Genomic DNA, 14,443 nt, shown 5'->3' on the forward strand with positions numbered 1-14,443 from the left:
ATTCGTAATTCGTAACGCGTACTCCGTAATTGATTATGCTACTTTGAGCTTAGATAAAGTAGACTGTTCCAGTTTGGCCTGGGCGTAGTCTTTCGTCAGCGCAAAAGTGGTTTCGTTGGCGGATGGCAGTTCATACATGGCATCGCTCAGTACCACTTCACAGATAGACCGGAGGCCGCGGGCGCCCAGTTTGTATTCCATGGCTTTGTCCACGATGTATTCGATCGCTTCGGCTTCCACCTGGAGTTCTATGTTTTCGATAGAGAACAGTTTCTTGTATTGTTTGATCAGCGCGTTCTTCGGCTCGGTGAGGATCGCTTTCAGGGTGTCGCGGTCCAGCGAGTTGAGATAGGTCACTACCGGCAGACGTCCCAGTAATTCGGGGATCAGGCCGAAGGATTTCAGGTCCTGGGAATTTACATACCGGAGGATCTGTTTTCTGTTCTCTTCTTCTTTGTCTTTGTTGACAGTGAAGCCGATGGAGTGGGTTTGTACTCTTCTGCTGATGATGCGGTCTATACCGTCAAAAGCGCCGCCGCAGATGAACAAGATGTTGCTGGTGTTCAGCTTGATCAGTTTCTGTTCGGGATGTTTACGGCCGCCCTGCGGGGGAACCAGTACTTCGGCGCCTTCCAGCAGTTTGAGTAAGCCCTGTTGAACGCCCTCGCCGCTTACATCACGGGTGATGGAAGGGTTATCGTTTTTACGGGCAATTTTATCGATTTCATCGATGTATACGATGCCGCGTTCAGCAGCTTCCACGTCGTAGTTACACACCTGCAGCAGGCGGCTGAGGATACTTTCCACGTCTTCCCCTACATAGCCGGCTTCCGTGAATACGGTGGCATCTACGATGGTGAAGGGCACGTTGAGCTGTTTGGCGATGGATTTGGCCAGCAGGGTTTTACCGGTGCCGGTTTCACCGACCATGATGATGTTGGATTTTTCAATTTCCACTTCATCGTCTCCTATCTGCTGGTTGAGCCTTTTGTAGTGATTGTAAACCGCTACGGCCAGTATTTTTTTAGCATCGTCCTGCCCGATCACGTATTCATCCAGGAACTTTTTCATGTCCATGGGCTTGGCTACTTTGGGCATAGCGCTGGCGGTAGTAGGTGCAGATTTTTTGCCGGGAGTGAAAAGCTCCGCGTCAATGATCTCCTGCGCGTTGGCCACACAGTTTTCACAGATATGTCCTTCTGCGCCCGCAATCAGTATCTGCACATCATCTTTGGAGCGGCTGCAGAAAGAACAACGAATTTTCGATTCTTTCATTTTGAGAATAAATTATTTTTCGACGAATCTCAAGTCCTGCAATCTCGTTACAGGGTTACAAATTTACACTAAAAATCCGGGTAGGCGGAAAATAAAACAGCCCCGCCTGAGGCGGGACTGTTAAAGTTATCTTAACCGGCCAGGGTGTTCCTGATCAGTCCGGATATTGTCGTTGTTGCGGGATAAATCAAGCATTCTCAGGATTTAACAATTAGTAATTATGCTATATCTGTTGTTTCTTGATGCCCGGCTACCGGATTACTGGGGAGTATCCAGTTGTTTTTTCGGATTTTTCTGAAGAACGTCGTCAATGATGCCGTATTCTTTGGCTTCATCAGCGGTCATCCAGTAGTCACGGTCAGAATCTTTTTCCACTTTTTTCACGGGTTGACCGCAGTGGCCGGCAATGATTTCGTTCAGCTCTTTTTTCAGCTTAACGAACTCACGCGCAGTGATTTCGATGTCAGAAGTCTGGCCTTCAGCCCCGCCGTGAGGCTGGTGGATCATTACACGGGCGTGTTTCAGGGCAGTACGTTTGCCTTTGGTGCCGGCTACCAGCAGTACAGCGCCGAAAGAGGCGGCCATACCGGTACAGATAGTGGCTACGTCAGGAGAAATGATCTGCATGGTGTCATAAATGCCCAGGCCTGCGTATACGCTGCCACCGGGGCTATTGATGTACATCTGAATATCACGGTTGCGATCGGAAGACTCCAGGAACAGTAACTGTGCGGTGATAACGTTCGCCACATAGTCATTTACCGGGTCGCCGAGGAAAATGATACGATCAGCCATCAGCCTGGAGAATACGTCCATCTGCGTCATATTCATCTGGCGTTCTTCCAGGATGTAGGGAGTCAGGCTGTTGATAGAGTGGCTCTTGGCATAGCTGTCTACTACCAGGCTGCTGATTCCGCGGTGTTTAATGGCATATCTTCTGAATTCGTCGTTATTAATGTTCATGATGGTGATGTTTATGAGGTAAATTAACAAATTCTTCTGCTTTGATTTCCTCTTCTTTCACGTTCACCTTGGTCTCAGCCCAGTCAAACAACTTGGCGGTGATCATTTCGCGGTAAGTCTGGTCAACAAATTTTTCGTCCTGCAGCAGGCGGTCCAGGTAGCTGTCCAGCCATTCAGCTCCATCAGCGGCAGCACCGCCGTAGTAGCCCAGTACTTTTTGTTTGGCGTTCTCTCTCAGGTCTTCGAAAGAAACTTCCAGTTTATTGTCACGAACCAGTTTATCGCTGATCAGCGTCCAGCGCAGTTGGTGGTCGAAACCCGGGAATTCTTTTTCAGCTTCTTCTGCGGTTTTAGGTTTTTCACCACCTACCTGCAGCCAGCGTTTCAGGAAATCCTTTGGTAATTCGATCGGCGTTTCGTGAACCAGCACTTCAAACAGGTCGTTGTGCATGTGGTTGCGGCTTTCTGAATCCCAGTATTTCGCGATCTCTTCTTTCAGTTTAGCGCGGAAAGCTTCTTCAGTGGTGATGCTGTCAGCAGGATAAACTTCTTTGAAGAACTCTTCGTTCAATGCTCTTTTTTCGATCAGGGTGATCTTGGTGATGGTCAGTTTGAAGTGCTTTTTAGCGGCTTCTTTATCGCCGGTTTCAAAGCCCAGGTCTTTCAGGATCCAGCCCAAACGTTGTTCATCGAAAGATTTGCCCAGTTCGATAACAATGCTGTCGTTGATTTTTTTGCCTTTCAGCTCAGCCTGAACAGCGTCAGTGAAGTATTTTACCAGCAGGCTGTTTTCTTTGGTGATACCACCTTCCACTACATTGCCTTTAGCATCAGCTTCCTCGAAAGTAACATTGATGATGTCGTCTTCGGTGGAAACAGCTTCTGCTTCAGAAGGTTTGCCGCCTTTCAGCTGTAAACGCTGCAATTCGTCGTTTACCATCTCGTCGGTTACGGCTACTTTGTAACGGGTAAGGGTGGTTTTGTTGCTCTCGAGCGGAGTTACCTCAAAAGATGGTTTCAGACCTACTTCAAACTCGAAGGCATATTCTTCCGGATTAGCAAAATCGAGGTTTTTAGCAGTTTTTTCCAGAGAGAGCGGCTGACCGAAGATCTCCAGTTTCTCTGCCTGTACATAACCCATCAGTTCTTTTTCCACGGTTTTCAGCACTTCGTCGCCGAAAATGGCAGGACCGTGCATCTTCTTAACCATACCTGCAGGCACCATTCCTTTACGGAAGCCCGGGATGTTTGCATTTTTGCTGAATTGTTTTACTGCTTTGTCAAAATTAGGAAGGTAATCTTCCTGGCTCACTTTCACAGTGATCTTATCGTTCAATAAACCAATGTTTTCTCTGGTAACGGTTGCCATAATTGAATTGTATAAAAATGTTCTTTAAGAAGCAATAATGATTCCTTGTTTGATTTTCTGCCATGAAGTCACAAACGGCAAGCAGGAATGGCAGGAAACTAAAAAATAATAAAAGACAATTGATTAGGTGAGAGTGCGTCAGATAGGAACGCAGTGACAATGTAAGTGAAGGAAAGCATAGCATTATCACGTTGCCATATTGACACATTGCCACTTAATGTAAAGTGTCCGGGTGGAGGGACTCGAACCCCCATGCCTTGCGGCACCAGATCCTAAGTCTGGCATGTCTACCAATTTCACCACACCCGGAACTGATAAAAATAAGAACTTTTGCTTTTCAGCCGTCAGCCCCGAGAGCCGCGTGAAAATAATAAAAAAAGCAGTCCTTTCTTGCTCAAAAAGGACTGCAAAGGTATTATTTTCTATGAATTAAAAAAATTTGTGAACAGAATCCGGGAGAAAGGTCCCGGCGGTATGGCTTACAGCCAGCCCATGGCGGAAAAGCGGCCATTCAGCCTGCTGTCGGTCTCCAGCCATCGGCCGGCAATAGTGGCATACAGGCTGCGGAAATCGGTCTGCACCGGCAGGTGCCCTCCGGCCAGCGTACAGGGCTCAATTCCCCACTGCTTCAACCGGCTGCCGAAAATATAGACCTGCCCGCCCTCGCCATGGTCGGTACCCCGGCGCACGTTCTCGCCTACACTGCGGCCAAACTCCGACCAGGTCACTACCAGCGTATTTTCCAGCTGTCCGCCCCGCTCCAGCTGCTGAAGGAAACGGCTGACTCCCTGCGCATAAACGCCCAGCAGCCCGTCGTGCTGCACCCGCTGGAACTGGTGGGTGTCAAAACCATCCAGCGCTACATGATAAACACGGGTGGCATCTCCCTGTATGATCCTGCGGGTGATATCTTCCAGGGAAACATCAAAATCCTGTTCTCCGTAATCTGCTACAGGTGTGCCGGCGGGCAACCAGTGATTGGCTTGCAGCCCCTGGCAGCAGCCGGTACGCCAGATCTCCCCGGAATGATAATGGGAAGGGTCGGTATCCGGATAACCTACCTGTTGCAAGACGAGCAACTGCCGCCGCTCGTAAAAGGGCAACAGCTCCTTCAGCGCCGGATGGAAGCCCCAGCCATCGGCCACCGGCAATACTTCGTTCGCCGGAACAGCCAGCTGCGGCCGCTGCTCATAATATTGCGGCTGTCCATACGGGACCACGGTATTCAGCCCGTCATTGCCGCCCTGCAGGCGGATAAAAACCACCCTGCGCCCTGCAGCCGCCATCGGCGCTCTGCCGGCGGCAGCCTGCATAAAGGCTGGTAACAACAACATGCCGGATGCCAGGCCCGACTGCCTTAAAAAATCTCTCCTTTTCATACTGGCTGTTTTGATGTTTTATATCCGTTGAGGCCATAAAACAGGATGTAGAGATAACAGATAACCGGTACCAGGAATGCCATCTGCCAGGTGGCATGGTCTTTCAGCAGGCCCTGGGCATAGGAAATCACGGCCCCGCCGCAAATAGCGGTGGACAACAGTCCCGATGCCGCCGTGGTATGACGGCCCACGCCTTCTACAGAAAGCGAAAAAATAGTGGCAAACATCACCGCATTGCATAAGCCTACGGCGATCATGCTCCATACTGCCACCAGGCCGGTAGTGCTCACGGACAACAGGATCAGTGCCACAGCCCCTGCGGCGCATACGGCCAGCACCTTCGCCGGCGGCAGCACGCGTAACAGGCCCGCACCGGCTAAACGCCCTGCCAGCATACCTCCCCAGTAAAACGCCACGTAGTTGTTGGCTACGTTCTCGGGAACGTCTAAAAGATCGGTGATGTAGTTGGTCAGAAAAGTACCAATAGACACCTCCGCACCTACGTACACGAATATCCCGATAATGCCGAAACGCAGGTTCCGGTGGGAGAAAACGCCTTTGCCTCCGTCGTGGCCGGCTTTACCGTCGCTGCCAGCGGTGCTGATAACGGGAAGGGACAAACGAGAAACGACGAAGGCGATCAGCAGCAGCAGCGCAGCAATGCCCAGGTAGGGATACCTGACCGCTTCGCTGGACGCATGCGATTCTTCCAGCTTCGCCAGGATAAAATGAGCGCCGAACAACGGCGCCACCGTAGTGCCCACAGACCCTACGCCCTGTATCATCGTCAGCCGTGCGGAGGCGGTATTGGCCGGCCCCAGCGCCGTGATGTAAGGGTTGGCGGCCACCTGCAGCAGTACTATGCCAATGGCGATCACGAACAGCGCGGCAAGGAACAGCACATACTGATGATATACAGAAGCCGGGTAAAATAACAGTCCGCCCACGGCCGCAATAGCAAAGCCCAGCACCATCCCCTTCTTGTAACCGGTACGGCTCACGATCCTGCCGGCAGGCACGGACATGATGCCGTAGGTGAGAAAGAAATAAAACTGCACCAGCGACGACTGGGAATAACTCAGGGTGAACCCTTTCTTGAAAAAGGGCACCAGCGTATCATTCAGACAGGTGATGAAACCCATCATGAAATACAGTACGGCCAATGAAATCAGCGCGGGCATGTAAGACTGCCTGCTGCCGGCGACCGTGGCAGATGACTGGTTAGTGGTGGATATTATCGCCATAATTATTTTGGTTGAGTAGATAATGTTTGTCTGGCCGCCAGCTGCTGCAGCGTGTTCCAGCTCTGGTAAAGCCCTCTTGGCACATGGAAACAGCCTTTCCATTTACCGCCTTTGAGTGGAAGCAATGGTTGTCCCTGCCTGTTAAGATAACCAAACCATTCACCATTTTCAGGATCAGGGAAATGTTTCCAGGTATAATCGTGTACTTTTTTAAACCATTCCCAGCATTTTTCGTCGCCGGTATGCAGGTAACCTTTCAGCAGGCTGATGATGGTTTCAATGTGCACCCACCAGAGCTTCTGGTCCCACTCCAGCTGCTGCGGCGGATATCCTTTTACATCCAGGAAATAGAAGATGCCTCCGTGTTCCTTGTCCCATCCGTATTCCAGCAGGTTCAGCGCGATGTCTTTGGCTTTGGCGATCAGCGCGGTATCGTTGGTGCGGGTAGCCAGGTCCATCACAAACCACATGGCTTCCAGGCCGTGGCCGGGATTGATCAGCCGGCCCTCGAAAGAGTCCGAGAGCTGACCTTCGGGCGTGATGTTTTCCATGATCAGCCCGGTGTCCGGTTGATAAAAGACTTCCATTACCGTATGGATACCTTTTTGAATGGTGTCTTCCACCAGCTGTTTGTCCAGCAGGGATTCCATCTCCAGCACAAGATTACAGAGGATCATGGGCAGGGCGAAATTCTGCAGCGGACGGGTATCGGCGATGGCTTTCGAATAATGTCCTTTCGGGTTGTCCTGCCGGCGGAGAATATGATGAAAGGTGCTGATGGCGATGTCGCTGTAGTCCGCGTTACCGGTGGCCTGGTACAGCTGTCCGAAGGCCATGGCAGCGAAGCAGTCTGAGAAAATGTTGTAGGGCGCTGTCAGTGGTTCACCGGTGCGGGTGAGCGAAAAGTACCAGCTGCCGTCTTGATCGCGGCCGTGTTTCCGGAGAAATTCCGCGCCCTGGACGGCTATATCCAGCCATTCCTGTTTTTGTTCCACCTTGTTGTACAGCATGGCGAAACACCATACTTCCCGGCATTGCAGCCAGATGAATTTGTCGGTGTCGAAGACTTTACCGTCCCTGTCGAGGCAGGTAAAGTAGCCGCCGTACTGCATGTCGGGCGAATGTTGCATCCAGAAAGGGATAACGTCATTCAAAAGGTTGTTGCGGTATAACGCGGCATAATCGTGAAATTCCATTGTTCTGTTCATGCATCAGAGGGTTTTGAGGTATTCTTTATAGCGGTTATAGAGGTGCCCGGCCTGCAGGTAAGCGGACTGGGGGCTCATGAAATGGGAAAATTCGAAGGTGATGGCTTTGTCGTAGCCTGCTTTACGGGCGGCTTCCAGTTTCATGCGCAGCTTTTCGAACTTGATGGGCATGAATTTGATGGGCATGTCGCGGTCGAAGGATTCCGCGTTGGTCCAGCATTGGATGCCGTAACGGTCGGCCATCCTTTTGTTTACGGCAAAGAAATCGGGCAGTTCATGGAATTCGATGTGGCCATCCTGGAAGGCTACGGCGTCTACCACGTCTTTGATGCCATCGAATATTTCACTCCACTCGCTTTCATGTTGTTTCAGCGACACGGCGTCTTCCTTGGTGATGGTGGAGGAGGCGGCCATCACGGCCTTTTTGCCGTCTATCCAGGGAGAAATGAGCGTGGGCAGGTTGTTGGAGATGTCTTTGCAATGTTTGCCCAGTTTGGCGTAGAGGTCTATCACTTTACCGGTGCGGCGGCTGACTTCCTGCGTAAGGTACCAGCCCTGGAAGGATTTATAATGACCATAATTTTTCCATACTTCATCGATCACTTTCAGGTTGATGTCCACCTCTTTCTGGAAATCGCCTTTCCACCAGTATTTACCGGAGTCGTAGAGGCCGAAGTAGAATTTCATGTGGTGTTTGTCGGCCAGTTCGAGGAACATCTTTACCAGGTCCACCGGGGGTTCATAGCCGCCTTCCTCCTGCATGACCACTTTGGAAGGGTAGGTGAGCCAGCGTTGGAACCCGCTGCGGATGAGGAATACCGTGTCTATGCCGACGGCTTTCATGTGGGAGAAGTCGGCGTCCCATTCTGCGCGGCCCCAGTTCTGGTGGGGGATATCGTGACTGATTTCGTCAAGGAAAGTGCCTGTTATTTTCATAATGCAGTTGTTTTTATGGTTGAATTGCGCCGGTGAAGGACACGGGAATATCAAACGGGTGAAGGAAATGATCGGTCAGCACAGCGGCCATTTCGCGGTTGAGCGGCTGGTCGTTGCGCAGGGGGGTGCTGAGCTGCAGCTGTTGCCAGGCGGTGGCCAGCTGATCGGTGGTGACGGTGGCGCCGGCCGCCTGCAGTGCTTTCAGCAGGAACGCCGGAGTGAGGTCCTGCCCGGTGGGCGCCAGTTTGCGGGTGGCCGGGTAATAGCTGAGCAACCCTTGTGTGAATTCGTATTCACTGATGGGACGCTGTGGATAAAACCAGGTTTGGTTGGCCCATGTGTAGGGTATGCCGGTGCCGCGAAGGATACCGGTGGCGCCTATACGCTGTATGGCATCGAAGTGGGGATGTTCTTTCGGCACGTCGATGTAGGGCATCAGGTATACCCCGGCTTTCAGCAGGGCTTGTTGCACCTGTCTGACGGCCACTTGCCTGGGGGGTATTTTTTGTTGCAGGGAGATGGCCGCCAGCGCGCCGGCGGCCTGGCCCAGCTGTAAAACTACCGGTTGCAGGCGGGTGGCGCCGTTGACAATGTTAGTGACGCTGATGCTTTTCTCCGCTACGATCAGGTCGTCTGTAGTGGCGGGTATCAGCGATCCCAGCGGAATATTGTAAGAGGGTACTTTGGCTTTGGAGAAATCTATTTTCGGTACGGCCGGATCTTTTTCCTGGTGATGATCGATCGGATAGTCTCCCACGGCAATGCCTGTACGATAATAAGCTTCCGGCTGATCGAAGGGATGTGCCACATGATTAAAACCCAGTGTGGCGATGCCTTTGAGGCGACGGGCTTCCCGGTAGTAAGGGATCATGGGCAGTTTGTCGGCTGTGGGATATTCATCGTCTGCGAGGCCGAGGTGTTTGTATCCCAGTTCGGTTTGCAGGTAATAGAGATAACGGAGGGTGTGCAGTTTGGCCTGCTGCAGGGCTTTGGTGCGGGCTTCGCGGGTCATTTCGATGACGTTGAGCGGGTAGTCGTTGCCGCAGCCGGGCCAGTTGATCATGTATTTATGATTGGGCAGTTTGCCGTACTGCATCATGTGGTCGCAGTTCATTTTACCACCGCCGTTACCGCTGTAAGGATCGTCGTTGGCGCAGCAGCAGCGGAAGATGCCGGGATCGTATCCGGCAGGGCGGGGGATGGTTTTATCGGCGCCGGCGCCATAATCTTTCAGGGTGGCCACGTAGGTAAGCACCTGGATGTAATCATTGGCTTTGAGCGGGGCGACGGCTTCGCCGGTTTCGAGGCGGCTGTCCATGCCGGTGCGGTAGCCGGTATGGGTGGCGGCCATGACGTCGCCCAGTTCGGTGGCGTCTATGACCAGCGGAGCTTCGATGGTGCCGCGGCGTTTGTTACGGATAAAGTTCACCTGCCAGCGGCCGTTTATTTTTTGGATACTTGTCCAGCTGGTGTTGAAAAGCACCTGCAGCTGTTTTTCCCGGGCGGCCAGTTGTTGCAGGATGCGGTTGCCGACAGACGGTTCGAAGAGGGTGTTGCTTACCCAGCCGGTGGCGACAGCTTTAGGGCCGCCGTAGTGCTGGTACAGCTGTTCGCGGAATTCGCCCCAGAGGCCGGATGGCAGGGCATTGTTGCCGTCGATGGCGGATACGCCGGCGGCGGTGAGCATGCCTCCGAGCCAGGCTGTTTCTTCCAGGATGGTGACCTTTACGCCCATGCGGGCCGCCTGTATGCCGGCGGTGGTGCCGCTGGCGCCTCCTCCGATGATGAGGAGGTCTGTTTGCTGCGACTGGGCGCTGAGTTGCCAGGTAAGCAGACAAAGAAGCTGGCTGATAAATATGCGTCTGATAGCAATCATAAGAACCGGATAGGCGACTAAAATAAAAAATTTAATTACTAACTGGTAATACTAATTAATAAAATTTATTTATTCTTGCTAAATAATAAAATAATTTTTGAAATATTGTGAATTTCTGTAAATAATCAGTTTGATTACGCCCGCTTTTAATAATTATTAAGAATAACGTTATTAACTTGGTCCCTCAATTAAGTAAAGCACACTATATATGGCTAAAACCTTTTTCGAAGAACTGAACAATGAAAATGTTACCGGGGTAGCCTATAAAAACATTAACCTGAAGAAAGCCGCCCTGGCCTACTTCGCCAACATCGGCAATGCCACCATTGCCGACATGTGTAAGCAGCTGAACCTCAGCGCCCCCAAAGTAACCACCCTGCTCAACGATCTGATCCAGGACGGACTGGTAAAAGATTATGGAAAAGTGGAATCCACCGGCGGCCGTAAGCCCAATTTGTACGGCCTGGTGCCTGATTCCGCCTTCTTTATCGGGGTAGATGTCAAACAGCATCATCTCAACCTGGGACTGTCTGACCTGCAGAAAAACCTGATCTGCACGGAAGAAAACATCCCTTATAAACTGGATAACAACAAAGCGTCCCTGGAAGAACTTTGTACGCTTATCAGCAACTTTATCAACGGGCTGCCTGTACCAAGGGAAAAAATACTGGGCATCGGCATTAACCTTTCCGGGCGAATCAATTACGCCACCGGGTATAGCTACAGTTTCTTTTATTTTGATGAGGAACCGCTCAGCAAAATTATCGAGACCAAAATAGGCATCCGCGTTTTCCTGGAAAACGACTCCCGGGCTATGGCCTATGGGGAATTCTGCTCCGATGCCGTACACGGGGAACGCAATGTGCTTTTCCTGAACCTGGACTATGGGATTGGTATGGGCGTGCTGATAGACGGCCAGTTGTACTACGGGAAATCTGGCTACAGCGGTGAAGTTGGGCATATTCCCCTGTTCGACAATGAAATCATCTGTCACTGTGGAAAAAAGGGCTGTCTCGAAACAGAAGCTTCCGGTTGGGCGCTCACCCGTATGTTCCAGGAAAAACTGCGGGAAGGCTCCTCGTCTATGCTCAGCCGCAGGCCGGGCGCACCGGACAACATCCAGCTGGAAGATATTATCGACGCCGCCATTCACGACGATGTACTGGCGATAGAACTGATCGCCAAAATAGGAGAGAACCTCGGCCGTGGTATTGCGCTGCTGATCAATATTTTCAACCCTGAACTGGTGATCCTGGGCGGAAGCCTGGCTGCCACACAGGATTACATCCGGCTGCCCATCAAAAGCGCCGTCAATAAATACTCACTCAGCCTGGTGAACAACGATACCAAGCTGCGGATCTCCAGCCTCGGCGAAAAATCGGGTATTATCGGCGCATGCCTGCTGGTAAGGAATAAAGTGCTGATTAACTAACACCCGCAGGTTCACGCAAAGGCGTCACGCAAAGGCGCCAAGCAGCAAAGCACGCAAAGAATACAATATAAGTGAGCAGAGAAAGCAAAGGAGCGGAGATCAAATTTGATCTCCGCTCCTTTGCTTTCTTATTTAAACTTAAAAAAATCTTTGCGTGCTTTGCTGCTTGGCGCCTTTGCGTGACGCCTTACTCTTTTTTCTTCCTCAGAAATGAAAACAGTCCCCCGTTATTTTTCAGTCCTGCTTTTTTGTTGACCGCCGGCTGGAAGCCCGGGTCTTTCTCAAGAATACGGTCGATGGTTTTCCGGCAGGCGGCCAGATCGCCTTTTCCTTCCTGTGCCAGCGCTATGCTGTAGTAGAAAGCGGAGGATTCTGCGTCCCAGCTCCAGTTCATCTCTTTGTAGGTTTGCACGCACTGGTTGGCATGCAACAGGGCGTTGTCATAATCCTGCAATCCGAGGTAGGCTTCTGCGAGGAAGGAATACACGCCGCAGCGGTTGTTGGGCGAGTTGTCCGATTCATCACCATGGGACATGATGTCAAGGGTTTGCAGCATATCCTGGATGGCGGCATCATAGCGTCCCAGTTTAAGGGCTGCTTTTCCCCTGAAGTAGTAGATTTTCATCTGCGATACCAGCGGCAGTTTAGCGATACCGCCAATGGATATACGATTATTCACAGCGCCGATGCAGTGTTCATACTGGCCGTTGTCATAATACAGGTACATCAGGTTGAAATAGGCGTCGCTGTCGTCCGGTTTTTCTTCGAGATGTTTTTCCAGTGCGAGGATCCTTTCGTGCAGGTCGTCCTGGCTGTCTGTCTTGATAAAGGCGCGGCCGGTTTTGATGCGGTCTATATTGTAAATGATGATATCTCTTTCTTCTTCTTCCAGTTCATCCATGTCGCCGGCTATCCATTCTTCGTATTCCGCCAGGATCTTGTTGTACAGCGCCATAGCTTCATCGTAGCGTTCGAGCGCGGTGAGGTCTTCGATGATCCGTTCATGGATGGATACGTAGTATACCAGCGGCAGGGTGGAGATGAAAGTGTTGAGGATCATCTGCCGGTCGGCCACGGCTTCGGCATATTTGCCCAGCTGGTGAAACGCATCTGCTCGGGATTCCAGCTGTTCCCAGAACGGCGACATATTGTAGCCAACGCTGTGGATGTGGATAGCTTCTTCGTATGCGCCCAGTTCGAACAGGGTGATGCCGTAGTTGTTGCAGCACATGGCAAAGTGATGTGGATGGCCGGCATAGGAGGAGCCTGTATTTTCGTACCAGTACGGATAATACAGGGTGTAGGCTTTCTGGTAAAGGTATTTTTTCAGTTGCGTCAGTATCTGCCGGGTGGTGGCGTCCTGTTCGTCCTGCAGCAGTTCATTGCATACCACGCCGGCGGTATACCAGTCGTAGGCGATGGGGTAATCGATGTCGGTCCAGTTGTCGGGGAACTGTCCGTGTGTTTTATAATGGGCATAATACCACCGGATAATGGTGGACGGGTAAGGGCGGAGGGCCATGGCTTTCTCGTAATAAGGCAGCGATTCGCTGAAGCTGCCGATATTAAAGAGGGCCGTAGCGGTGAAGTGATAAAAGTAACTTTCTTCCGGGTATAGCGCGATGAAGCGTTTGCCGGTGGAGATCTGCTCCAGCGTACCGTCGGCCTCATCTTCTCCGTAAAACTGGTGCCAGAAGTCGATGGTGCCCCAGCAGAATTCCCTGGCCAGGGCCGGGTGCCGTACGCCCTGGTCCAGCAGCGTTTTCACCTGTTGCAGGATTTTCAGCATGTCTTCCTCTTCCTGTTCACCGGAGGTGCTGGCGATATGCAGCATTTCCGCTGCGAAATCGTAATCCGCCATTTCCAGGGCGAAATGCAGGGTGGAGAGGGTCCTGTTATTGTAAACGGTGCATTGGAACGCCTGCCGGTAATAGTCCAGTGCGGTGGGTTTATGATCGTTATGGTAGTATACGTCGCCGATGCGGGTGTAGCATTGGAACTTTGCCACGTTGAGCTGCGGAAGATCATCGTGGTAGAGCGCCTGGTAAATTTCCAGGTTGCGTTGCATATCGGCCAGCGCCTTGTCTGTTTCGTTGAGCAGCACCCATATCTGAAAGCGGTATAGCAATGCTTTGGTAATCAGCTCGTCGTCGCCGTTGTCGATGATCAACTGGCAGTCTTCCAATGTTTCTTCGGCTTTATCGTTGATGACATTGGCGCCCATATAGGCACGGTGTACCCTCGCCTGAACGTGTTGAGGGTCATGTTCCAGCGCTTTGGTGAATGCTTCGTATGCAGTTTGGTATGCAGTGATCATTTCCTCCCTGTCTTCCGCGGATTTGGCTATTTCCAGCCGGCACTTGCCCATCAGGTACCACGCCGCGGCTTCTGCCGGGTGCTCTTCCAGATATGTCTCCAGTTCAATTGTCGCTACCGTGTATGCCTGTTCCTGATATAGCCTTTCCAGATCTTCCAGATTCATAATACCATTAGATTAGAACGTGCAATTTATTAAGTTTGAAGCAGGTTGTCCAGCTTCACAAACAATTTCTGAATATTAAAATCGTTTATATATATTTATTGAATTAATCAGGATGCTGTAAAATTTCACTGCCTGTACAGGAAAGTCTTAATGGGTGCGTGTTTGGGGGTTGACTTTCCAAGTCCTGTCAGGTCTTCCGGCAATAAAAAAACGAATATCTTAACAATAATAAATATCCGGCCATGCAATTCCTTGCAAGGCCTTTTTTAATGCGGTGTA

Annotated in this window: 10 protein-coding genes and 1 tRNA gene; 1 reads left to right on the forward strand and 10 read right to left on the reverse strand. The window is 51.3% G+C overall.

The features are described from left to right. Nucleotides 1–33: 33 nt before the first annotated feature. From clpX to B5D63_RS18395, 9 genes are all read right to left on the reverse strand, one after another. On the reverse strand, nt 34–1,275 hold the full coding sequence (gene clpX / locus B5D63_RS18355) for an ATP-dependent Clp protease ATP-binding subunit ClpX (RefSeq protein ID WP_078670189.1): 1,242 nt from the start codon (nt 1,273–1,275) through the stop codon (nt 34–36). Between the two features lie 258 nt (nt 1,276–1,533). Next, nucleotides 1,534–2,238: an ATP-dependent Clp endopeptidase proteolytic subunit ClpP gene (gene clpP, locus B5D63_RS18360; protein ID WP_078670190.1), complete on the reverse strand. Its 705-nt coding sequence runs from the start codon at nt 2,236–2,238 to the stop codon at nt 1,534–1,536. Then, nucleotides 2,228–3,607 carry a trigger factor gene (gene tig, locus B5D63_RS18365; RefSeq protein ID WP_078670191.1) on the reverse strand — a complete coding sequence of 460 codons (1,380 nt, stop codon included), beginning with the start codon at nt 3,605–3,607 and terminating at the stop codon, nt 2,228–2,230. The genes clpP and tig overlap by 11 nt, the downstream gene beginning before the upstream one ends. A 227-nt stretch (nt 3,608–3,834) precedes the next feature. After that, nucleotides 3,835–3,916 (reverse strand) — tRNA-Leu (locus tag B5D63_RS18370). 170 nt (nt 3,917–4,086) lie between these two features. Further along, complete coding sequence (locus B5D63_RS18375) at nt 4,087–4,986, reverse strand: DUF1501 domain-containing protein (RefSeq protein WP_078670192.1); 900 nt, start codon at nt 4,984–4,986, stop codon at nt 4,087–4,089. Further along, nucleotides 4,983–6,230, reverse strand: coding sequence for a sugar MFS transporter (locus B5D63_RS18380; protein ID WP_078670193.1), 1,248 nt, complete (start codon nt 6,228–6,230; stop codon nt 4,983–4,985). Before B5D63_RS18380 ends, B5D63_RS18375 begins: the two co-directional genes overlap by 4 nt. A 2-nt stretch (nt 6,231–6,232) precedes the next feature. After that, nucleotides 6,233–7,438, reverse strand: coding sequence for a n-acyl-d-glucosamine 2-epimerase (locus tag B5D63_RS18385; protein WP_200817017.1), 1,206 nt, complete (start codon nt 7,436–7,438; stop codon nt 6,233–6,235). A 3-nt stretch (nt 7,439–7,441) separates the two neighbouring features. Further along, complete coding sequence (locus B5D63_RS18390; protein WP_078670195.1) at nt 7,442–8,374, reverse strand: DUF4434 domain-containing protein; 933 nt, start codon at nt 8,372–8,374, stop codon at nt 7,442–7,444. A 13-nt stretch (nt 8,375–8,387) separates the two neighbouring features. Next, entirely contained in the window at nt 8,388–10,250 is a 1,863-nt protein-coding gene (locus B5D63_RS18395) for an FAD-dependent oxidoreductase (RefSeq protein ID WP_078670196.1), read from the reverse strand. Between the two features lie 208 nt (nt 10,251–10,458). Between B5D63_RS18395 and B5D63_RS18400 the strand changes: the two genes are divergently transcribed. Continuing rightward, a complete protein-coding gene (locus B5D63_RS18400) occupies nt 10,459–11,682 on the forward strand; it encodes an ROK family protein (protein ID WP_078670197.1) in 1,224 nt (407 codons plus the stop codon). 187 nt (nt 11,683–11,869) lie between these two features. Here B5D63_RS18400 and B5D63_RS18405 read toward each other — a convergent pair whose 3' ends face one another. Beyond that, nucleotides 11,870–14,164 carry a tol-pal system YbgF family protein gene (locus B5D63_RS18405; protein ID WP_078670198.1) on the reverse strand — a complete coding sequence of 765 codons (2,295 nt, stop codon included), beginning with the start codon at nt 14,162–14,164 and terminating at the stop codon, nt 11,870–11,872. Nucleotides 14,165–14,443: the final 279 nt, after the last annotated feature.

The sequence above is a fragment of the Chitinophaga eiseniae genome, from assembly GCF_900167135.1.
GTDB classification, from domain to species: domain Bacteria; phylum Bacteroidota; class Bacteroidia; order Chitinophagales; family Chitinophagaceae; genus Chitinophaga; species Chitinophaga eiseniae.